General features: G+C 65.3%; 19 protein-coding genes. 15 read left to right on the top strand and 4 right to left on the bottom strand.

Annotated elements, in window-relative coordinates:
- Positions 1-669: 669 nt before the first annotated feature.
- Positions 670-1,356, bottom strand: a complete 687-nt coding sequence (gene ung / locus K7G82_RS27870) for a uracil-DNA glycosylase (RefSeq protein WP_222993513.1) — start codon at positions 1,354-1,356, stop codon at positions 670-672.
- 69 nt (positions 1,357-1,425) lie between these two features.
- Here ung and K7G82_RS27865 point away from each other — a divergent pair, with 69 nt between their 5' ends.
- Both K7G82_RS27865 and K7G82_RS27860 read left to right on the top strand, forming a co-directional pair.
- The gene (locus tag K7G82_RS27865; RefSeq protein WP_222993510.1) at positions 1,426-2,049 is read left to right on the top strand and encodes a 2-hydroxychromene-2-carboxylate isomerase; all 624 of its coding nucleotides are present in this window, start codon (positions 1,426-1,428) and stop codon (positions 2,047-2,049) included.
- A gap of 31 nt (positions 2,050-2,080) precedes the next feature.
- Positions 2,081-2,986: a crotonase/enoyl-CoA hydratase family protein gene (locus tag K7G82_RS27860; protein WP_222993508.1), complete on the top strand. Its 906-nt coding sequence runs from the start codon at positions 2,081-2,083 to the stop codon at positions 2,984-2,986.
- A gap of 97 nt (positions 2,987-3,083) precedes the next feature.
- On the opposite strand, the gene K7G82_RS27855 is transcribed toward K7G82_RS27860, so the two are convergent.
- Positions 3,084-5,513: a TonB-dependent receptor gene (locus tag K7G82_RS27855; protein ID WP_222993506.1), complete on the bottom strand. Its 2,430-nt coding sequence runs from the start codon at positions 5,511-5,513 to the stop codon at positions 3,084-3,086.
- Positions 5,514-5,717: 204 nt separating this feature from the next.
- On the opposite strand from K7G82_RS27855, the gene K7G82_RS27850 reads away from it, so the two are divergent.
- The 10 genes from K7G82_RS27850 to K7G82_RS27805 all read left to right on the top strand — a co-directional run bounded on the left by K7G82_RS27850 (position 5,718) and on the right by K7G82_RS27805 (position 19,677).
- Positions 5,718-7,118, top strand: coding sequence for an amino acid permease (locus K7G82_RS27850; RefSeq protein WP_222993505.1), 1,401 nt, complete (start codon positions 5,718-5,720; stop codon positions 7,116-7,118).
- Positions 7,119-7,129: 11 nt separating this feature from the next.
- Entirely contained in the window at positions 7,130-8,332 is a 1,203-nt protein-coding gene (locus K7G82_RS27845) for a parallel beta-helix domain-containing protein (RefSeq protein ID WP_222993504.1), read from the top strand.
- A gap of 130 nt (positions 8,333-8,462) precedes the next feature.
- On the top strand, positions 8,463-9,431 hold the full coding sequence (locus tag K7G82_RS27840) for a hypothetical protein (protein WP_246623928.1): 969 nt from the start codon (positions 8,463-8,465) through the stop codon (positions 9,429-9,431).
- A gap of 68 nt (positions 9,432-9,499) precedes the next feature.
- Complete coding sequence (locus K7G82_RS27835) at positions 9,500-10,375, top strand: S-methyl-5'-thioadenosine phosphorylase (protein ID WP_222993503.1); 876 nt, start codon at positions 9,500-9,502, stop codon at positions 10,373-10,375.
- 7 nt (positions 10,376-10,382) lie between these two features.
- Entirely contained in the window at positions 10,383-13,964 is a 3,582-nt protein-coding gene (locus tag K7G82_RS27830) for a hydantoinase B/oxoprolinase family protein (RefSeq protein WP_222993501.1), read from the top strand.
- 246 nt (positions 13,965-14,210) lie between these two features.
- A complete protein-coding gene (locus K7G82_RS27825; protein WP_222993499.1) occupies positions 14,211-14,900 on the top strand; it encodes a DUF969 domain-containing protein in 690 nt (229 codons plus the stop codon).
- Positions 14,897-15,850, top strand: a complete 954-nt coding sequence (locus tag K7G82_RS27820; protein ID WP_222993497.1) for a DUF979 domain-containing protein — start codon at positions 14,897-14,899, stop codon at positions 15,848-15,850. Before K7G82_RS27825 ends, K7G82_RS27820 begins: the two co-directional genes overlap by 4 nt.
- 181 nt (positions 15,851-16,031) lie before the next feature.
- Positions 16,032-17,033 (top strand): DUF2891 domain-containing protein, encoded by a 1,002-nt coding sequence (locus tag K7G82_RS27815; RefSeq protein ID WP_222993495.1) that lies wholly within the window; start codon positions 16,032-16,034, stop codon positions 17,031-17,033.
- Positions 17,030-17,668 carry a maleylacetoacetate isomerase gene (maiA, locus tag K7G82_RS27810; RefSeq protein WP_222993493.1) on the top strand — a complete coding sequence of 213 codons (639 nt, stop codon included), beginning with the start codon at positions 17,030-17,032 and terminating at the stop codon, positions 17,666-17,668. The genes K7G82_RS27815 and maiA overlap by 4 nt, the downstream gene beginning before the upstream one ends.
- Positions 17,665-19,677 (top strand): TonB-dependent receptor, encoded by a 2,013-nt coding sequence (locus tag K7G82_RS27805; protein WP_222993491.1) that lies wholly within the window; start codon positions 17,665-17,667, stop codon positions 19,675-19,677. Before maiA ends, K7G82_RS27805 begins: the two co-directional genes overlap by 4 nt.
- Before the next feature lie 45 nt (positions 19,678-19,722).
- On the opposite strand, the gene K7G82_RS27800 is transcribed toward K7G82_RS27805, so the two are convergent.
- A complete protein-coding gene (locus K7G82_RS27800; RefSeq protein ID WP_222993489.1) occupies positions 19,723-19,962 on the bottom strand; it encodes a hypothetical protein in 240 nt (79 codons plus the stop codon).
- A 187-nt stretch (positions 19,963-20,149) separates the two neighbouring features.
- Positions 20,150-20,545 carry a hypothetical protein gene (locus K7G82_RS27795; RefSeq protein ID WP_222993487.1) on the bottom strand — a complete coding sequence of 132 codons (396 nt, stop codon included), beginning with the start codon at positions 20,543-20,545 and terminating at the stop codon, positions 20,150-20,152.
- 94 nt (positions 20,546-20,639) lie between these two features.
- Here K7G82_RS27795 and K7G82_RS27790 point away from each other — a divergent pair, with 94 nt between their 5' ends.
- From K7G82_RS27790 to K7G82_RS27780, 3 genes are read left to right on the top strand one after another with little or no spacing between them, the layout of a single operon-like run.
- Positions 20,640-20,852 carry a hypothetical protein gene (locus K7G82_RS27790; RefSeq protein ID WP_222993485.1) on the top strand — a complete coding sequence of 71 codons (213 nt, stop codon included), beginning with the start codon at positions 20,640-20,642 and terminating at the stop codon, positions 20,850-20,852.
- Between the two features lie 10 nt (positions 20,853-20,862).
- Positions 20,863-21,117 (top strand): hypothetical protein, encoded by a 255-nt coding sequence (locus K7G82_RS27785; RefSeq protein ID WP_222993483.1) that lies wholly within the window; start codon positions 20,863-20,865, stop codon positions 21,115-21,117.
- 18 nt (positions 21,118-21,135) lie between these two features.
- Complete coding sequence (locus tag K7G82_RS27780; RefSeq protein WP_222993481.1) at positions 21,136-21,750, top strand: SOS response-associated peptidase; 615 nt, start codon at positions 21,136-21,138, stop codon at positions 21,748-21,750.
- Positions 21,751-21,796: the final 46 nt, after the last annotated feature.

Below are 21,796 nucleotides of genomic sequence, written 5' to 3'. Positions count from 1 at the left end.
TCGAACTCGGCCGTGAAACCTGACTGCGCCGATGGTACTATCGCTTAAGCGCTGGAAGAGTAGGTCGCCGCCAGGCTTTGCAGCAGGCGCATCCGGATTTGTTACATCAGAACCCATTCATAATGTTACGGCCTCGGCCGACGAGAAAGCTCCCTTCGGGGAGCTTTTTTTGTGCCCGGAATCCGGGAGGCGGAACTGCCTTCGATACTGCAGACAAACCCGGATCGTCATGTCAGCCCTTCGACTGTCGGCAAGCAGGCCTGCAGGATAAACCTCATTCCCGGTGATGGCCGGCATCTCCCGACCATATCGGGCCGTATCTGTGGCAGATTCCAGCCCGTGCTCGCTGCCATTCCAGATTTGCGTGAGAGAAAGCGCAAGGCAAACGCTCGCTGAATTTCGCGCTTTCGCGTCTTCGCGTGAACTTTTGCGGTCCTGGCGGCCACGGCCAGGCCCCATTGGTTTCACGCGAAAGCGCGAAGCCGCGAAGAAAACAGGGCTGAAGCGCTTGTTTGCCTGAAGGTCACCGATCCTCCGCGTCTCCGCGTGAACCTGTTGGTTCAAGCCAGCTATGGATCCTGCTTCTTCTGTTCTCCGACGTTTCACGGAAAGGCAGGATCCCCGCGTTCGCGGGGATGACAGGTGGAGGCAGTTCTGGGGAGTGCCCGCTCAGCCTGGCGGCAATGCCCAGTCGATCGGCTTCATGCCCCTGGCTTCGAGGAACGCATTGGCCTTGGAGAAATGGCGGCAGCCGAAAAAGCCGTTATGCGCGGAGAGCGGCGAGGGGTGCGGCGCCTTCAGCACCAGATGGCGCGAGCTATCGACGAACGCGGCCTTTTTCTGCGCGTAGCTTCCCCACAGCATGAACACCACGGGATCGCTCCGTTCGTTCACGAGCTTGATCACCGCGTCTGTGAAGCGTTCCCAGCCCTTGCCCTGATGCGCGGCCGCGCGCGCCATCTCGACGGTGAGCACCGCGTTGAGCAGCAGCACGCCTTGTTCCGCCCAATGTTCGAGGAAACCGTGGTTCGGGCGGGGCAGGCCGAGATCGCTTTCCAGTTCCTTGTAGATATTGACCAGCGACGGCGGCGTCCGCACGCCGGGCCTGACGCTGAAGCACAGGCCATGCGCCTGGCCCTCGCCATGATAGGGATCCTGGCCCAGGATCACGACGCGCACCTTGTCGAGCGGAGTGAGATCGAGCGCGCGAAAATATTCGCTGCCCTTGGGGAAGATCCGCCGGCCTTTCGCTTTCTCGTCGATCAGGAACTGCCGCAGCGCCGCCATATAGGGGCTGTCGAATTCCGGCAGCAAAGGTGTTTTCCAGCTGTCGTGCAGCTTGACCGCGTCGCTCATGCCGGGCTTTGTCGATGACGGGCCGCGCCGAGTCAATCGGCGGCGGCGGACAGTGAGCGTGCGCGGAGGATGCCGGTGAATCAGCCCATATTCTATTTCGATTTCGGCAGCCCCAATGCCTATCTGGCCTGGCGCGTGCTGCCAGCGATCGAGCGCCGGACGGGCGCGCGCTTTCGTATGATCCCCGCGCTGCTCGGCGGCATCTTCAAGGCGACGGGAAACCAGTCACCGATGACCGCATTCGCGGGCATTCCCGCCAAACTCGCTTATGAACGCCGTGAGATCGAGCGCTTCGTCGCCAGGCACCGGCTGTTCGAATTCCGGATGAATCCGCATTTTCCGGTCAACACGCTGATGCTGATGCGCGGCGCGGTCGCGGCGGAGGCCGAAGGGGTGTTCGACGCCTATGTCGCCGCCGCCTTCCATCACATGTGGGAGGCGCCCAAGAAGATGGATGATCCGCAGACATTCGGTGACGCCTTTCGCGCGTCGCGCCTGCCGGTCGATCGCATCGCCGATCGCGCGCAGGATCCGGTGATCAAGGATCGGCTGATCGCCAACACCCAGGCGGCGATCGATCAGGGCGTATTCGGCCTGCCGTCGTTCATCGTCGGCAGCGAACTCTATTTCGGCAAGGACCGGCTGGAGGAGATCGAGGCTATGCTGCAACCCGCATCCGTGGTTGCCGATTGACAGGATCGACGAAGCGCCGCCTGATTGGCGGATGAGCAGCTTCGAAACCATCGCGGTCGATATCGACGGCGGCATCCTCACCCTGACCCTCAACCGACCCGATCGCCTCAACGCCTTCAACAGGGCGATGATGGCGGAGGTGATCGCCGCGCTCGATATCGCCGATGCCGACGATGCGGTGCGCGCGGTGATTGTGACCGGCGCCGGCCGCGCTTTCTGTGCGGGCGCGGATCTGGGGGCGGGCGGCGCCACATTCGATTATGGCGAGGGATCGCGCTGGAGCGATGCCGGGTCGCCCGTCCGGAGCGACGGCAGCGTCGATTACGATCATGAAGGCGTGCGCGATGGTGGCGGCCTGGTGTCGCTGCGCATCTTCAATTGCCGCAAGCCCGTGATCGGCGCGATCAACGGCGCGGCGGTGGGCATCGGCGTCACCATGACGCTGCCGATGGATATCCGCCTCACAAGCGAGGATGCGCGGTTCGGCTTCGTCTTCGCACGGCGCGGCATCGTGCCCGAAGCGGCATCGAGCTGGTTCCTGCCCCGGCTGGTCGGCATGCCGCAGGCGCTCAGATGGTGCTATTCGGGCAGGATCTTCGACGCGGCCGAGGCGTTGGCGGGCGGGCTGGTCAGCGCGGTTCATCCGGGTGACGCGTTATTGCCGGCCGCGCGTGCCCTGGCCCATGAACTCACCGACGAGAGCGCGCCGGTATCGGTCGCGCTCACCCGGCAGATGCTCTGGCGGATGGCGGGCGCCGCCCATCCGATCGAGGCGCATCGGCTCGACAGCCGGCTGGTCTGGGCGCGGGGAAGCAGCGCGGATGCGCGCGAGGGCATCGGATCGTTCCTGGAAAAGCGCGCCGCGCATTTTCCCGATCGCGTCTCCACCGACACGCCGCATTTTGCGCGCTGGATGGATGACCCCGATTATGCGTAATTCAAGATAAGAGGCCCCGGACGTGTGCGTGACTTCACGTCCGGGGCCCTCACCGGCCCACTGAAGCTGAAGCGGGCGGTGAGATCCGATGATAGGTTCAGAACGAGAACTTGATGGTTCCGCCCCATGTTCTGGGATCGCCCGGCTGGCCGGCGATCAGGCCGACATTGCTGGGGGCGACCTGAAGCAGCTCGAAATAATTGACGTCGAACGCGTTGCGCACCCAGCCATAGACATCGAAGCCATCGGTACGGAAACCGGCGCGGAAGTTGGTGAGCGCATAGCCCTTGATCCAGGTATAGTCGGACGGTGACGGGTTGGACGAGAAGTTCGACCGGTAATTGCCGTCGACGCCGAAATAGATCTGCCCGTCCTTGGCGAGCAAGGTGACCGGCGCGTTGACCTCGGCGCCGTAGGAGAAGGACCATTTGGAGACGCCGGGCAGGCGCTGCCCCGAAATGTCGCAATTGGCCGGGCTCAGGCCGCCGGGCGTGCCGGGTGCGCTTGGCGTCTGGCCGGCGCCGACGGTGGTGCCGCCGGAGAGTTCGGGCGGGCAGGGCGCATCGACGAACTTGACGTATTTCGCGTCGGTATAGGCTGCGCTGGCATAGGCGGTGAAGCGCTCGCTCGGCCGGACCGAGAAATCGGCTTCCAGACCCTGCGAGCGGACCTTGCCGGCATTGGCGAGATAGCCGCGCAGAACGCCGAGCTGCCCGTTGGTGACCGTCGCCTGATAATTCTTGATCTCGGTCCGGAAGGCCGAGAGGTTGAAGGTGGCGCGGCGATCCCAGAACTGCGTCTTGATGCCGGCTTCGAAGTGGTTCACCGATTCCGGCTTGATCACGCCTGCCGAGGTGATCGGATTGCCGGCGGCGTCGGTGGGCAGGCCGTTCTGGTTGATGCCGACGGTCTTGAAGCTCTTGGCATAGGTCGCATAGGTCAGGATGTCCGGCGCGATCTTGTAGCTGAGCGTCAGATCATAGCTGAAATTCCAGTCGCTGACCGAAGGCGAACTCACCTGGGGCGAGAAGACGCCGCGCTGCGCCACCTTGATCGGATCGGTCTGGCCGAACAGCACCGGATTGCCCTGCGCGTCGAACACCTTGCGTTCGTAGAAGCCGGACTTCTTGTCATAGTTCAGGCGCACGCCCGGCTGAATGGTGAGCGCGTCGGTCACCTTCCAGCTCACCTGGCCGAACAGTGCGGCGCTCGTGCTCTTGAGCCACTGGGTGTTGATCGCGGTCAGGCCGTTCAGGATGCTCGGATCGTTCGCCTGGGCGCCGGTGAGGTTCCATTTGCTCGATGCCGCGCCATGCTGCTCGGTACCCTGCGTGTCGATGCGCTGCTTGAAGCCGAAGGCACCGACGACAAAGTCGATCTTGTCGGCCGAATAATTATAGCGGATTTCCTGCGAATACTGATCCTGCTGCGAGGGGTTCTGCGATTTGGAAACGATCGGCAGGCCGGTGAAGTCGCGGTCGTTCTCCGGCTTCCAGTCCCAGAAGCGCCAGGCGGTGATCGAGGTCAGCGTGCCGGGGCCGACATCCCATTTCACCTTCAGCGACGCGCCGCCGATCTTGTTGCCGGCGTTCAGGCTGGCATCGATATCGGTCAGGCGATCGAACGGATTCTTGCTGACGACGCTATAGCCCTGAAGCGCTGCGAGCGCGTCATATTGCCGGGCCAGCGCGCGTTGCGTGCGGCCGACGCGCACGAATACAGTGCCGCAGCATTCGGGCTGCTGGTCGCTGTAATCGCCGGCCAGCGTGATGCTGAGATCCTCGCTGGGCTTGAACAGCAACTGCCCGCGCAGGCCGAAATTATCCTGTTCGTTGATCCAGCGATCGCTCTTCACGTTGAAGATGGTGCCGCGACGGCTGGTGGTCGAAACCGCGATGCGCGCGGCGATCGTGTCGGACAGCGGGCCGGAGATCGCGGCCTTCGCTTGCTTGAACTGGAGGTTACCGAGCGACACCTCCGCCTTCCCCTCGAAGTCGAAGGTCGGCTGGTTGGTCGTGATGTTGATCGCGCCGGCGGTGGTGTTCTTGCCGTAAAGCGTGCCCTGCGGCCCACGCAGCACTTCGACCTGCGAAACGTCGAGGAAATCGAAGACGGCGGCGGCGACGCGCGCGTTGTAGACGTCGTCGACATAGATGCCGACGCCCTGTTCGAAGCCGTCGCTGGTCAGGCCGAACGGCACGCCCAGGCCGCGGATATTGACGGCGGTGTTGCGCGGGTTCGACGAATAGACCTGCAGCGTCGGCGTGATCTGCTGAAGCTTGTTGATGTTGAAATTGCCGGTGGCCTCGATGCTTTCGGCGCCGATCACCGAGATCGCCAGCGGCACGTCTTGCGCGGTTTCGGCGCGGCGGCGGGCGGTGACGATGATCTCGCCCTGGCCCGGCGCGGCGTCGGCCGCCTGCGGGTCCTCGGTCTGATCGGGCACGGCATCCTGCGCGGACGCGGCGAATGGCAGTGCAAGCGAGACGAGCGCCGTCCCGGCGAAAAGCAGATTCCGAATGGTCACGCAGTAGCCTCCCTTTGATTCGGACTGTTCTCTACCGATTCGATTGAAAACTTTGGAACATAGATTTTCTTGTCTATCAATTCAGTTGGCTTTTATGAGTCGTCCGAACGCCCGGAATCCGGGCCGAACCGAAGGTCGCGCGCGGCTCCGCTCGACTTTGCCTGCCCTGCCGGGCTAGGGTCGGCGTTCGATGGGGAGCGATTGATGAGCAAGTTATTCAGAAAAAAGGAAATAATTGTCGGCGATGCGCAGCCTGCGGATCAGCGGATGGCGCGGACCTTGTCATGGCCGCATCTGGTGGCGTTGGGTGTGGGTGCGATCGTCGGTACCGGCATCCTGACGCTGATCGGGGTCGGCGCGGATCGCGCCGGGCCGGCGGTGCTCATCTCCTTCGCGGTCGCCGGGCTCATCTGCGCCTGCGCCGCGCTCGCCTATGCCGAGATGTCGACGATGATGCCGGCATCGGGCAGCGCCTACACCTATAGCTATGCCGTGCTGGGCGAGGTCTTCGCCTGGGTGATCGGCTGGAGCCTGATCCTCGAATATTCGCTGGTGGTCTCGACCGTCGCGGTCGGCTGGTCAGGCTATGCCGCGCCGTTGCTCCATGATTGGCTGGGCTATCCGCTCGAACTCGCCAGGGGGCCGGAACTGGGCGGCATCATCAACCTGCCCGCGATCTTCATTATCGCGGTCGTCGCCGGCCTGCTCTCGGTGGGGACGAAGGAAAGCGCCACGCTCAACGCGGTGCTGGTGCTGGTGAAGATCGCCACGCTCACCCTGTTTGTCGCGGTGGCGCTGCCGCATTTCGATGCGACCAATCTCGAACCCTTTATGCCCTTCGGCTTCGGCAAGACCATGGCGCCCGATGGCGTCGAGCGCGGCGTGATGGCGGCGGCCGCGATCATCTTCTTCGCCTTCTACGGCTTCGACGCGATCTCGACCGCGGCGGAGGAGACCAAGAACCCCGAACGCAACCTTCCGATCGGCATCGTCGGATCGATGCTCGCCTGCACGGTGATCTACATGGTCGTCGCCGCCGCCGCCGTCGGCGCGTTGCCTTTCACCAGCTTTGCCGACAGTCCGGAGCCGCTCGCGCTGATCCTGCGCGACCTGCAACAGCCCGGTATCGCCACCATCATCGCCGCCGCGGCGGTGATCGCGCTGCCGACCGTCATCCTCGCCTTCCTCTACGGGCAGAGCCGCATCTTCCTGGTGATGGCGCGTGACGGCTTCCTGCCGCCCGCGCTCGCCCGGATCTCGTCACGCGGCACGCCTGTCCGTATCACCATGATCACCGCCGCCCTCGTCTCGATCATCGCCGGCGTGCTGCCGATCGACGAGATCGCGGCCCTCGCCAATGCCGGAACGCTCGCCGCCTTCGCCGCCGTCGCGCTCTGCATGCTCATCCTACGCCGTCGCGCGCCCGATGCGCCCAGGCCTTTCCGTACGCCCGCGGCTCTCCTCGTCGGCCTGATCGCCATCCTCGGTTGCGCCTATCTTTTCCTCAGCCTGCCCACCAAGACGCAGCTCTATTTCCTCGTCTGGAATGGGCTGGGGCTTCTGGCCTATTTTGGATATGGAATGCACAAAAGCCTCGCAAAATAAGAGGGGTGCCTATGGGAAGGATGCTTTGCCTCGCGGCGCTGATCGCCGCGAGTTCGACGGGGGCCGCCGCCAGGACCATCACGGTCGAGGCGGGCCCCGACGCGCAGGAGCGGCTTCAGACCGCGCTGATCGAAGCGGCGCCGGGCGATGTGGTGCAGATCGGGGAGGGGCGGTTCGAACTGACCGACGGCCTGTCGCTCGACGTGCCGCGCGTCACGGTGCGCGGCACCGGCATCGACGGGACGGTGCTGAGCTTCAAGGGACAGCAGGGCGCGGGCGAGGGGCTGCTCGTCACCTCGGACGACGTGGTGCTGCGCGATTTCGCGGTGGAGGACAGCAGGGGCGACGGCATCAAGTCCAAGGGCGCCGATCGCATCGTCTACCACAATATCCGCGTCGAATGGACCGGCGGGCCGAAGCCGACCAACGGCGCCTATGGTGTCTATCCCGTCGAATCGCAGGATGTGCTGATCGATACCGTGCTGGTACGCGGCGCGTCCGATGCGGGCATCTATGTCGGCCAGTCGCGCCGGATCGTGGTCCGCAATTCGCGCGCCGAACGCAATGTGGCGGGCATCGAGATCGAGAACAGTTTCGAGGCCGACGTCCACGACAATATCGCGCAGTACAACACCGGCGGGATCCTGGTGTTCGACCTGCCCAACCTGCCGCAGATGGGCGGGCATTCGATCCGTGTGTTCGACAATATCGTTTCGGACAACGACACGCCCAACTTCGCGCCCAAGGGCAATATCGTCGCGACCGTGCCGATGGGGACGGGCGTGATGATCATGGCCAATCGCGACGTGCATGTCTTCAACAACGCGTTGGAAGGCAATGCGACCGCCAATGTCATGATCGTCGCGTACAAGCAGCCGTTCGAGGACGCCAAATACGAACCGCGCGTGCGCAATCTGGTGGTGCGGGACAATCTGCACGGCCGCGCCGGTTTCGCGCCCGATTTTCCCGGCGGCAAGGATCTGGCGGCCGCGATGGGCGGATCGCTGCTGCCGATCTTCTGGGACGGCGTCGGCGGCGCGGATACGAATATCCGGGTGACCGATCGGGTGGGAGTGCTCAGCCTCAATCTCGCCAAGCCGACCTCGCCGGTGACGGAGGCCAAGCCGGCGCCTGCCGACCTATCGGGTGGGGCGGATATCGCGGAGCCGAAACCGGTGGTGCTGCCGGCGGCGATGGAGGCGGCCATACGGTGATTGTAGAGGGTAGACGTCCCTTCATCGTCACCCCGGCGAAAGCCGGGGTCCATGCGATCTTTCAAACTGCTCGGACGATGGCCGATCCAGCATGGGCTCCAGCTTTCGCTGGAGCGACGGCGGAGATCTGATGATTCACCGTTTGGGCCTCACGATCGCCTGGCTGTTCCTCGCCAGCGCCGCGCCCGCACCGGTCGCGCTCGATCTCGTGCTTGGCGATACGCTGCCGCCCCGGCTCTCCGATTTCAGGCTGTTCACCGATGCGCGCGGCACCCGGCCCAATGACGGTGTCGAGCCTTATGACCTCAACACCCCGCTCTTCTCCGACTATGCGGAGAAGTTCCGCTATCTCTACCTGCCGCCGGGCACCACGGCGCGCTCCGATGGCGATGGCCTGCCCGATTTTCCGGTGGGCACGGTGCTGGTCAAGAGCTTCGGTTATCCCGCCGACATGCGGCATCCGGAACGTGACGTCTCGATCATCGAAACGCGCCTGCTGATCCGCCGCGCGCACGGCTGGGTTGCGCTCCCCTATGTCTGGAATGCCGAACTTGGCGATGCAGAGTTGAAGCGCGGCGGGAAGCGTCTGCCGGTCGACTGGATCGACGCGCAGGGGCGAAGCCGCAGCATCAGCTATGCCGTGCCGAACCAGAATCAATGCAAGGAATGCCATGCGCTGTCGGGCGAGATCACGCCGATCGGACCGAAGGCGCGCAATATGCGCGGCGGCGCGCGCGCGACCTTGCCGGTCTGGAACGATCCCGGGACCGGCTCGCTCGACCGGCGCGCCCGCGCCTATCTCGACGTCAATTGCGGTCATTGTCACAACCCGAAGGGCGCCGCGAGCAATTCGGGACTGTTCCTCACCTGGGAGGAGAGCGACCGCACGGCGCTCGGTATCGGCAAGCGGCCTGTCGCCGCCGGGCGTGGCAGTGGTGGGCTGGATTTCGATATCGCGCCCGGCCATCCCGAACGATCGATCCTGACCTTCCGGATGAAGACCACCGAACCGGGGCTCGCCATGCCTGAACTGGGCCGCGCGACCGTCCATGACGAAGCGATTGTCGTTATCGAGAACTGGATTCGGGCGATGAACTGATCGCAAAGGTCTTGCCGATCCTGCCCCTTCGGTGTTCATGGGCGACCAATCTCTATCAAGGTGACGGCATGAGCAGCGAATGGACCATCGGCGTGGTCGGGGGATCCGGCGTCTACGCGATCGACGGTCTCGAGGATCCCGAATGGATCGCGATCGATACGCCCTGGGGGGCGCCTTCCGACGAATTGCTGACCGGCCGGATCGAGGGGGTGAAGTTCGTTTTCCTGCCGCGTCACGGCCGTGGCCATCGCATTTCACCAAGCGAGCTCAATGCCCGTGCCAATATCGATGCGCTGAAGCGGGCGGGCTGCACCGATGTGATTTCGCTCTCGGCGATCGGCTCGCTCCAGGAGCATCTGCCGCCAGGGAAATTCGTGGTGGTCGACCAGTTCGTCGATCGCACCTTCGCGCGCGTGAAGAGCTTTTTCGGCACCGGCTGCGTCGCGCATGTCTCGGTCGCCGATCCGGTCTGTCCCCGGCTTTCGGCGATGCTGGCGGCAGCGGGCCGCGCGGTCGGCGCCGATATCCATGAAGGGGCGACGCAACTCGTGATGGAGGGGCCACAATTCTCGACGCGTGCCGAAAGCCGGCTCTATCGCCAATGGGGCTGCGACGTGATCGGCATGACCGCGATGCCGGAGGCCAAGCTCGCGCGCGAGGCGGAGCTTCCCTATGCGGTGGTCGGCATGGTGACCGATTATGACAGCTGGCGCGAAGGCGAAGGCCATGTCGAGGTGGACGAGGTCATCGCGCAACTCATCGCGAACAGCGGCCTCGCCAAACAGCTCGTCGTCGAATTCGCGAGGTCGCTTCCCGCCGAACGGACGCCGTCGCCGATCGACACCGCGCTCGACGTCGCGCTGATGACCGCGCCGGAGAAACGCGATCCGGCATTGATGGCGAAGCTCGACGCGATCACCGCGCGGGTGCTGGGCGGACGGTGAACGACGCGTGAGCTGGTCTTTTTCGATCGATCGTGGCGGCACCTTCACCGATATCGTTGCGCGAACACCGGAAGGGCGGGTGCTGACCGCCAAGCTTCTCTCCGAAAACCCCGAACAGTATGAGGATGCCGCGACGGCGGGCATCCGCATGCTGATGGCCCAGCATGGCGGCGGCGCGATCGAGTCGGTGAAGATGGGCACAACCGTCGCCACCAACGCGCTGCTCGAACGCAAGGGCGACCGGACCTTGCTCGCCATCACGCGCGGTTTCGGCGACGCGCTTCGAATCGGCTATCAGGCGCGGCCAGACATTTTCGCGCGCAGGATCATCCTGCCCGATCCGCTTTACGAACGCGTCGTCGAGATCGACGAGCGCGTGACCGCCGATGGCGACGTGCTCCAGCCGATCGATCTGGACGCCGCCGAAATCGCGCTCCGCGCAGCCCATGCCGATGGCATCACCGCGATCGCCATCGTGCTCATGCATGGCTGGCGCTGGACCCGGCATGAAGCGGCGCTGGCCGAACTCGCGCGCCGGATCGGCTTCGCGCAGGTGTCGGCAAGCCATATTGTCGGCCCACTCGTCAAGCTGATCGGGCGCGGCGACACCACGGTGGTCGACGCCTATCTGTCGCCGGTGCTCCGGCGCTATGTCGATCGTGTCGTCGCGTCGCTCGACAGCGATGCGCATCTGCTGTTCATGCAATCGAGCGGCGGGCTGATCGAGCATGACGGGCTGCAGGGCAAGGATGCGATCCTGTCCGGCCCGGCGGGCGGGATCGTCGGCATGGTGCGGACCGCCGCGCAGGCCGGCCATAACCGCGTCATCGGTTTCGACATGGGCGGCACCTCCACCGACGTTTCGCATTTCGCGGGCGAATATGAGCGGACGGTGGAGACCATGGTGGCGGGCGTGCGCGTCCGCGCGCCGATGCTCGAGATTCATACCGTCGCGGCGGGCGGTGGATCGGTCTGTCATTTCGATGGCACGCGCTTCCGCGTCGGCCCCGATTCCGCCGGCGCGGTTCCCGGCCCCGCCTGCTACCGGCGCGGCGGGCCGCTGACCGTCACCGATTGCAACCTGCTGCTCGGCAAGATCCGGCCGGAGCATTTTCCCGCCATGTTCGGACCCGACGGCAACCAGCCGATCGATGCCGACATCGTGCACGCCAAATTCGTCGTGCTGGCCGAGGAGGTGGCGTCCGCGACGGGCATGCGGATGACCCCGCAAGAGGTGGCGCAAGGCTTCCTGCGCATCGCGATCGACAATATGGCCAATGCGATCAAGAAGATCTCGATCGCGCGCGGCCATGACGTCACGCGCTATACCCTGGCCTGTTTCGGCGGCGCCGGCGGCCAGCACGCCTGTCTTGTCGCCGATGCGCTGGGCATGGAGCGCGTGCTGATCCATCCGCTTGCCGGCGTGCTTTCCGCCTATGGCATGGGCCTCGCCGATATCAGCGTGCTGCGGCAGGAGAGTTTCGGACGGCCGCTCGGCAGCAATCTCGTGCCGATCGACCGGCTGGCGCGCGAGGCGCTGACGACCTTGCGCGGGCAGGACGTGCCGCTGGCGCACAGCGTGGTCCAGCGCCGTGTCGCGTTGCGCTACGAAGGCAGCGACAGCACGATCGAATTGCCTCTGGGCCTTGCCGACGAGATGCTCGTCGAATTCGAGGCGCGGCACCAGACGCGCTTCGGCTTCACCTCTCCCGGTACGCCGGTCATCGTCGAGACGCTGATCGCGGAGGCGATCGGCCGGTCATGGGACGAAGGCGGGTTGCTCGACATTCCCGAAGCCGCGCTGGACCGGCCGGCGAACGATACGCACATCGCATCGGGCTATGGCGCGGTTCACGATCGCGCGATGCTGCGCGAACGCGATCTCGTCATGGGGCCGGCGCTGATCGTCGATGCCTCGTCCACCACCGCCGTCGAGCCGGGCTGGCAGGCGGAGGTCGATGCGATCGGCAACCTGTTGCTGACGCGGGCGACGCCGCGCGAGGCGGCGCATGCGATCGGCACCGATGCCGATCCGGTGATGCTGGAGATCTTCAACAATCTGTTCATGGCGATCGCCGAGGAAATGGGCGTCGCGCTCCAGAACACCGCGAACTCGGTCAATATCAAGGAGCGGCTGGATTTCTCGTGCGCGCTGTTCGATGCCGGCGGCGCGCTGATCGCCAATGCGCCGCATATCCCGGTCCATCTGGGATCGATGGGCGACAGCATCCGCACCATCATCGATGCGCGTGGCGCCGACGAACGCGGCGTTCCGCGCGACGGGCGCGGCATGAAGCCGGGCGACGCCTATGTGCTCAACGCCCCCTATCGCGGCGGCACCCATTTGCCCGATATCACTGTGATCAAGCCGATCTTCGTCGATGGCGGGTTGGCGCCCGCCGCCTTTGTCGCGGCGCGTGGCCATCATGCCGATATCGGCGGGATCGCGCCGGGATCGATGCCGCCCGACAGCCGCAGCGTCGATGATGAAGGCGTGCTGATCGACAATCACCTGCTTGTCGATGCCGGCCATTTTCGTGAGGCGGAAACGCGGGAATTGCTCGCATCGGGCGCCTGGCCCGCGCGCAACCCCGATCGCAATATCGCCGACCTGAAGGCGCAGGTGGCGGCCTGCGCGCGCGGCGAGAGCGAGTTCCGCCGCGTGGTATCCGAATATGGCGCGGATGTGCTCCGCGCCTATATGGGCCATGTCATCGCCAATGCCGAGGAAGCCGTGCGCCGGCTGATCGCGGGATTGAGCGACGGCGCCGCGACCGTCGAGATGGACAATGGCGCCGCGATCCATGTCGCGGTCTCGGTCGACAAGGCGGCCCGATCGGCGCGGATCGATTTCACCGGCACCAGCGCGCAATTGCCCGACAATTTCAATGCTCCCTATTCGATCTGCCGCGCGGCCACGCTCTATGTGTTCCGCACATTGGTGGACGACGCGATCCCGATGAATGACGGTTGTCTGAAGCCGATCGAGCTGGTGGTGCCCGCCGGATCGATGCTCAATCCCGCCTATCCTGCGGCGGTGGTCGCGGGCAATGTCGAGACCAGCCAGGCGATCACCGACGCCCTGTTCGCCGCGACCGGGGCGCTGGCCGGATCGCAGGGGACGATGAACAATTTCATCTTCGGCGATGCGCAGCACCAATATTATGAGACGATCGCGGGCGGCGCCGGTGCGGGCCCGGGCTTCGATGGTGCCAGCGCCGTCCAGACGCATATGACCAACAGCCGGCTGACCGATCCCGAGATATTGGAGACGCGCCTGCCGGTACTGCTCGAATCCTTCTCGGTGCGCGAAGGCTCGGGCGGCGGGGGCGCCGCGACCGGCGGCGATGGAGTGGTCCGCCGCGTTCGTTTCCTTGCGCCGATGCGCGCATCGATCCTGTCGAACCGGCGCGCGGTGCCACCGCGCGGCCTGGATGGCGGTGAAGACGGCGCACCGGGCATCAATCGCGTGATCCGTGCCGATGGCGGCGAGGAATTGCTGCCGGCGACCGCCGGGGTCGACATGGCGGCAGGGGATGTGTTCGTGATCGAGACACCGGGGGGTGGCGGCTATGGTGCGAAGGACTGAGAGTCTGTTTGGAAATGCGCCGATGGCGCATTGCCGCACCACCCTCCACAGGCATTCCAACGATGCTTCGCATCGCCGGAACCTTGGCCTGTTCCGCCCGCTCCCCCACCCGGCCTCCCAACGGCAGTATCTTCTGGGAGGCCGGGTGGGGGAGCGGGCTGGTGCGGCCTTGAAAATGTGTTCTTCCGCACATTTTCAAACAGACTCTGACTGGTCGATCGCTGGTTCGAATAAGGGGGAGGAGCGATGAGCTACCTCCCGCTGCTCGGCATCCTCGTCGTCATTGTCGGCTTCGTGCTGCGTTTCAATCCGCTGCTGGTGGTGACCGTCGCGGCTTTCGTCACCGGCCTGGCGGCGGGCTTCGATTTCGCCGCCGTGCTCGCGGCGCTCGGCAAGGCGTTCAACGACAATCGCTTCGTCACCGTCGTCTATGTCGTCTTGCCGGTGATCGGCCTGCTCGAACGTTTCGGCCTGCAGCAACGCGCGCGCGCGCTGATCTCGGGCGTGAAGGGGGCCACGACCGGGCGGCTGCTGCTGCTCTATCTCGCCTTGCGCCAGGGACTGTCGGCGCTCGGCCTCACCTCGGTCGCCGGCCATCCCCAGACGGTGCGTCCGCTGGTGGCGCCGATGGCGGAGGCGGCGGCCGAACGTCAGGGCGCGGGTGACGAGGATACGCGCGAAGAGGTGAAGGCATATGCCGCCGCCACCGACAATGTCGGGCTGTTTTTCGGTGAGGATATCTTCATCGCCATCGCCTCGATCCTGTTGATCAAGGGGACGTTCGAAACCTACGGCATCGTGCTCGCACCATTGCAATTGTCGGTCTGGGCGATCCCGACCGCGATCCTCGCCTTCCTGATCCACGGCACGCGGTTGTTGCTGCTCGATCGCCGGCTCAAGGCACGTGCTGCGGCCGGGCAGGGGCGGGAACCATGATCACGCTCGGCTGGCTGTACACGCTCGGCGGCGCGATGTTCGCCGCCTATGCCGTGCTCAGCGCGCGCGATCGCCTCAATCCCCGGCGCTGGGGCAATGCCGCCTTCTGGGGGCTGCTCTCCCTCAGCTTCCTCGGCGGTCACATGCTGGGCGATATCGGCAATGGCGTGCTGGTGCTGTGCCTGGTCGGGCTGGCGGGCTTCGGCGCGATCGGCCGGGGGGCGCCCGAGACGACGAACGACGCGGAACGGGAGGCGCATTCACGGCGGCTGGGCAACCGGCTGTTCCTGCCGGCCCTGATCATTCCCGCCACCGCCTTTTTCGGCACGCTCGCCTATAATTACACCCCGTTCGGGCAATCGGGGCTGTTCGATCCGAAATGGGTGACGCTGATCCTGCTCGGCACCGGCGCGCTCGCTGCGGTGGCGGTGACGATGGTCTGGCTGAAGCCGCCCGCAATAGCGCCGCTCCAGGAAGGGCGGCGACTGATCGATTCGATCGGCTGGGCGGTGGTGCTGCCGCAGATGCTCGCGGCGCTGGGCGCGGTCTTCGCGCTCGCCGGCGTCGGCGACATTATCGGCGCGCTTGCGGGGCATGCGATTCCTGAGGGGAACCGCTTCGTCGCCGTTGCGATCTATGCGCTGGGCATGGCGCTGTTCACGATGATCATGGGCAATGCCTTCGCCGCTTTTCCGGTGATGGCGGCGGCGATCGGCGTGCCCTTGCTGATCAAGGGCTATGGCGGCGATGCGGCGGTGATCGGCGCGGTCGGCATGCTCGCCGGCTTTTGCGGCACGCTGATGACGCCGATGGCCGCCAACTTCAACATCGTGCCCGCCGCGTTGCTCGACCTCAAGGACCGCAACGGCGTGATCAAGGCGCAGATCGGCACGGCGCTGCCGTTACTCGCCTGCAACCTTTTGTTGATCTATTTTCTCGCCTTCCGATGAGTCTGTTTTGAAATGCGCCGAGGGCGCATTGCCGCACCGGCCCACTCCCCCACCCGGCCTCCCAACGGCAGTATCTTCTGGGAGGCCGGGTGGGGGAGCGGGCCGGTGCGGCCTTGGAAATGTGCTCTTCCGCACATTTCCAAACAGACTTTAAGCGCCCTGATCTGATAGGGCGCGGGGCATGACCGCTCTCACCCAGGATCTCGCCACGCGTTTCGCCACGATCGCGCTCGGCCATGTCACGCTCGAATATCCGCACAAGCTCGATCATGTCATGGACGGGCCGGAGGATGTGCTCGGTCCCAGGGCGCTTCACCCGATCTTCCATGGCAGTTTCGACTGGCATAGTTGCGTCCATGGCTATTGGCTGCTGCTGTCGTTGGCGCGACGCTTTCCCAAGGCGGTATTCGCGGCCGACGTCCGCGCGCTTGCGGACAGGATGCTGACCGCCGGCAAGGTGGCGGGCGAACTCGCCTATCTCGACCGCGCCTATACCGGCGGCTTCGAGCGCCCCTATGGCTGGGCCTGGCTGTTGGCGCTGCACGGCGAGGCGGCACGGCATGAAGATGCTGAATGGGCTGAAGCGCTGGAGCCGCTGGCCCGCGCCTTCGCGCAGCGTTTTCACGATTTCCTGCCGCGCCAGACCTATCCGATCCGCACCGGCACGCACTACAGCACCGCTTTCGCGCTGATACTCGCGCTCGATTGGGCGGAGGTGCATGATCCGGCGCTGGCGGATCTCGTACGCGCGCGTGCGATCGACTATTTCGGCGGCGACCGGGCTTGCCCGGGATGGGAACCGGGGGGTGACGAGTTTCTCTCATCGGCATTGATCGAGGCGCTGTGCATGCGCCGCATTCTGCCCGCGCCGGATTTCCGCACCTGGTTTGCCGGCTTTCTGCCCGGCCTGGCGGCCGGCGAGCCGGCGAGCCTGTTCACGCCGGCGTTCGTGTCCGATCGCAGCGACGGCAAGATCGCGCATCTCGACGGCTTCAACCTCAGCCGCGCCTGGTGCTGGCGATCGCTCGGATCGGCGCTGGACGAAGCCGGGAAAGGACTTGCGCTCAAGGCTGCCGACGCGCATCTCGCCGCCAGCCTGCCACATGTGTCGGGCGATTATATGGGCGAGCATTGGCTGGCGAGCTTCGCGCTGCTGGCCTTGATCGCGGGGGAGAGTGAATGAGCCGCGTAACCCTGTTCGATTATTTCCGTTCGTCCGCGAGTTACCGCGTCCGCATCGCGCTCAACCTGAAGGGCGTGACCTATGAGCGCGTCGATATCAGCCTGCTCGACGGCGATCAGCGGACACCCGCCAATCTGGCGCGCAATCCGCAGGGTTTCGTGCCGACGCTCGAGATCGACGGGCATCGACTGACCCAGAGCCTGGCGATCATCGACTATCTCGACGCGAAATATCCCGATCCGCCGCTGGTTTCGCAGGATCCCGCCACGCGTGCGGCGACGCTCGCCCAGGCACTGGTGATCGCCGCCGATATCCACCCGATCGATAATCTGCGCGTGCTCAAATATCTGAAGGATGTGCTGGGTGTCGATCAGGACGGGCGCGACACCTGGTATCGCCATTGGGTCGCCGAAGGGCTTCGCGCGCTGGAGGCGATGGCGGTCGATGCCGGCGCGTTCCTGGGCGGTGACCGGCCGGGCCTCGCCGATATCTGCCTGGTGCCGCAACTGTTCAACGCGCGGCGTTTCTCCTTGCCGCTCGACGATTATCCGATCCTGACGCGGATCGATGCGGCCTGTGCCGCGCTGGAACCGTTCGCCGCAGCCCATCCCGACCGTGTCGGAGCACAGGCATGATTCGTCGCTTCGGCCTGGTGCTTGCCTGTGTCGCGACCCCCGCGCTGGCCGAGGATCCCGATATCGTCGTGACCGGCCATGGGCTGGAGGAAGCGAAGGGTGACGCGGCCTATGACATCGTCCGGATCGATCGCGACCGGCTGACCGGCAGCGCGAGCGGGCGGCTGGAAGATGTGCTGAAGGATGTCGCCGGGCTGCAGCAGTTCCGCCGATCGGACGCGCGTTCCGCCAATCCGACGAGCCAGGGCGTGACCTTGCGCGGGCTCGGCGGCAACGCGTCGAGCCGCGCGCTGGTGATCCTCGATGGCGTGCCGCAGAGCGATCCCTTCGGCGGCTGGATCAGTTGGCCGGCCTTCGCGCCGGGGCGGCTCGACCATGTCCGCGTCACGCGCGGTGGTGGCAGCGGCGCGCTCGGCGCGGGCGCGCTGGCGGGCACGATCGAACTGACCAGTGCTGGCACCGATACGCTGCCGCGCTTCGGCGGCGGCGTCGCCTATGGCAGCCGTGAATCGATCACCGCCGATGCGACGGCGGCGCTGCCGCTGGGCGCGGGTTTCGCTACGATCAGCGCCGATTATGCGCGCAGCGACGGTTTCATCCCGATCGCCGAGGCGAATCGCGGCCCCGCCGATCGGCGCGCGCCCTATGAACAGGCCAGCGTCGCCGCGCGCGCGGTGATTCCGGTGGGCGAGGAGACCGAGCTTCAGGCGAACATGCTCGCCTTCACCGACGATCGCGATCGCGGCTTCGCCTTCAGCGCAAATGGTGGTGATGGCGCCGATGCCAGCCTGCGTTTCGTTGGGCGTGGACGCTGGGGCTATTCGGCGCTCGCCTATCTCCAGGTCCGCGATTTCTACAGTGGTTTCGCCAGCCTCAGTCCGGGGCGGACGACGGCGACCGCCGTTGCCGAACAATATAATGTGCCCTCGACCGGGCTTGGCGCACGGTTCGAGCTGCGGCCGCCGGTCGGCGAGGCGCTGGAATTGCGGCTTGGCGCCGATTGGCGGCGAACGAGTGGCGTTACCAAGGAATATTTCTTCTACAACGCGGCCGGCGCGCCGCAGCGCGGGCGCGAGGCGGGCGGGCACAGCGATACCGCCGGTGCCTTCGCCGAACTGAGCGCCGATCTGGGCGACGCGCTGACGTTGACGGGCGCGGCACGGATCGATCGCTGGTGGATCGGCCAGGGTTTCCTGCGCGAGCGCAACCTGTCGGGCGGGCCGCTGATCACCAACGCCGTCTATGCCGCGCGGCAGGGATGGGAGCCGACGGCACGCGGCGGCATCGCCTATCGTCCGCTCGAAAGCGTCACGCTGCGCGCCGCCGCCTATCTCGGCTGGCGCCTGCCGACGCTCAACGAACTCTATCGTCCGTTCCGGGTGGGCAATGAAACGACGCAGGCGAATGCGGCGCTCAGCCCCGAGCGGCTGTCGGGCGTCGAGGCGGGCATCGACTGGCGGCCGAGCGATTCGGCGCGGATCGGCGTGACTGTGTTCACCAACCGGATGAAGGACGCGATCGCCAACGTCACCGTGGTGCCGCGTGTCACCCGCCGCCGTGAGAATCTCGATGCGGTCCGCGCGCGGGGCGTCGAACTCGACGCGAGCTATGCGGCGGGCGATCTGCGCTTCGCGGCATCCTATGCCTATACCGAAAGCGTGGTGCGCGCGTCCGGCCTGGCATTGCCGCTCGATGGGTTGCGCCCCGCGCAGACCCCGCGACACATGGCGTCGGCCACGCTCGGCTGGCAGCTGCCGTCGGGGCCGGCCGCGTCGGTGACGCTGCGCTATGTCTCGGTGCAGTATGAGGATGACTTGAACGTCGTGCCGCTGCGCGATGCGCTGACCGCCGATGCGCGCATCCTGTTCCCGATCACCAAGGGCCTGTCGATCGAGGCGCGTGGCGAGAATCTCGGCAATGTCCGGGTCGATGCCGCGCGCAGCGACGATGGCGTGATCGAACGCGCCAGCCCGCGTACCCTGTGGCTGGGTGTGCGAATCGCGACCTGATCGGATTGCGGGGAAGGGGCGCCGTTCGGGCGCTCCTGCCCAGCCTCAGTCGGGCTTCTTCTTGGTGCTGCGATTGACGTAGAGCAGCGCGGCGACGATCGCGGCCGATCCGATCGCGGCGCCAAGGCCGGCATTGGACCAGCGTGACGAACGCTGTTCGCCCTTCGATGCGGTCTCGGCCTTGGATTTCGCGGGTGCCCGCTTTGCCGGCGCGGTCTTCGCCGTGCGCTTGGGCGCAGCGCGCTTTTTCGGAGCTTGCTTCGATTCGGGCGTGTCGTCAGCCATCCGGCACTCCGCTTACGCGATCCAGAACATGTTGGTCGGGGAGAGAGGATTCGAACCTCCGGCCCCTGCCTCCCGAAGACAACTCCGGGCGACGTATGTGGCAGTATTGCGTCATCCCTGCTGATGCAACCCTGTCGTTTAGTGCGCCCTGTTCCCCCCTCGTTCACGGATAAGGTTCAAGCTGAACTCAGTGCCCCTGTTCTTCATCCTGCTGTGCGAATATCGCCATTGCCGCGCGCCGCGCGCGCCGCTGTGCGCCTAGTCGGGGATCGCGGCGTAGGGCGAGATCGTGGAACCATTGCGCCCGTTTCAGATGCGCGTCCCGGCGATCGCGCGCCAGCTGTTCCAGGTCGACGTTCGCGTCTTCGCAGCAGAAGCCCCAGTGGCGCGGCGGCTGTCCGCAGCGCGTGCATTTGAGACGCGCCGCCACGGCGGCGAGGCCGGTCGGCCAGCCATGCGCCAGCGCCCAGTTATAGAGCTGCCCGTGCGCGAAGACCGAGATCCGGCCGCAGCCGCATTCCACCCGGAAATTCAGCCGGTGCTGTCGCAGCTCGCCAAGGTTCCTGATGTTCTTTCGGCCCATGCGGGCACGATAGCCCGTTCGCGAAAATGAGAACAGATTGAGAACAAATCGCGGCGGGTGTATGCAGGCTGGCGACTCGATTCGTGGAGGGACCATGCAAGTCGCGACCGATACCTGGAACATCGTCGAGGAAACGGCCCGCTGGAGCTACGCGGCCGACATGATCGACGAACATGGCGAGCACGCCCGCTGTGTCATCATGGACAAGGTTTATGAAGGCCAGTCGAAAGGCGATCGCAACGCTGTCGATTTCTGGATGGACATAGCCGGCCGGGCTCTCGCTCTCGTCAGCTCTGCCGTGCATTAGGAGGATGGACATGAACGACAGGATCCGGCCGTTCGATCGCGGCTATCCCGGCGAAGAACTCGCTTCCCTGTCGGACGGCGAGCTTGCCGATTATATGCGCAAGGATGTCGATATGGATCCGGAATGCCGCCGCGCATCTACGCGATCGGTGCTCGCGGAGATCGAGCGCCGGAACCTGACCGGCGAGCAGCTGGACGCGGCATGGGATCTGCTAGAGCGCGAGCAGGCGGCGAGCGGAAAAGCCCGATTGACTCCCATCGCCTGACAGGCCGATGTTGCGGCCATGTGCAATCTCTATCGCAACGATGTGAGCGGTAAGGAGATCGCCGAAGCGGTTGATGCCGTGATCGGCGGAGATTCGTTATGGGCGGCCGGCTATGTCGCCCCCGGCAAGCCTGGCGCCGTGATCCTTGGCGGCCCAGGCGATCGCGAAATCGCGATCATGAATTGGGGCTTCGAAACGCGCCGGCCGCGCAAGGTCGCGCCCAAAGAGGGGCAAGCGCCCTACGTCTCGGAATATTGGACCAACGCCCGCAATCTCGACGGCAATCTCTGGCGGCCGATCGCCAATCCCGCACAGCGCTGCCTCGTGCCGTTTACCCGTTTCAGCGAGCCGAAAGGCAAGGCGGATCGCAAGGATGCCAAGGATCTCTATTGGTGGTTCACCGTCGATGATCAGCCGTTGCCATGCTTTGCCGGCATCTGGCGGCCGGGCTTCGACGCGCCGGAGTTTGCGTTTCTAACGACCGAGCCGAACCCGATCGTTGCGGCGGTTCATCCCAAGGCGATGCCGGTCATCCTGCTCGCCGAAGATCATGACCGATGGCTCAACGGATCGCTCGACGACGCGCTGTCGCTACAGGCCGCGTATCCGTCGCAATTGATGCGGGTCGAATAGCCCAAAAAATCTGAAAATGATGTCCCAAAATGTCTCTTTTCGCTTG

Source organism: Sphingomonas colocasiae, assembly GCF_019880585.1.
Lineage (GTDB): Bacteria > Pseudomonadota > Alphaproteobacteria > Sphingomonadales > Sphingomonadaceae > Sphingobium_A > Sphingobium_A colocasiae.
This window is presented reverse-complemented; position numbering and strand designations above follow the sequence as displayed.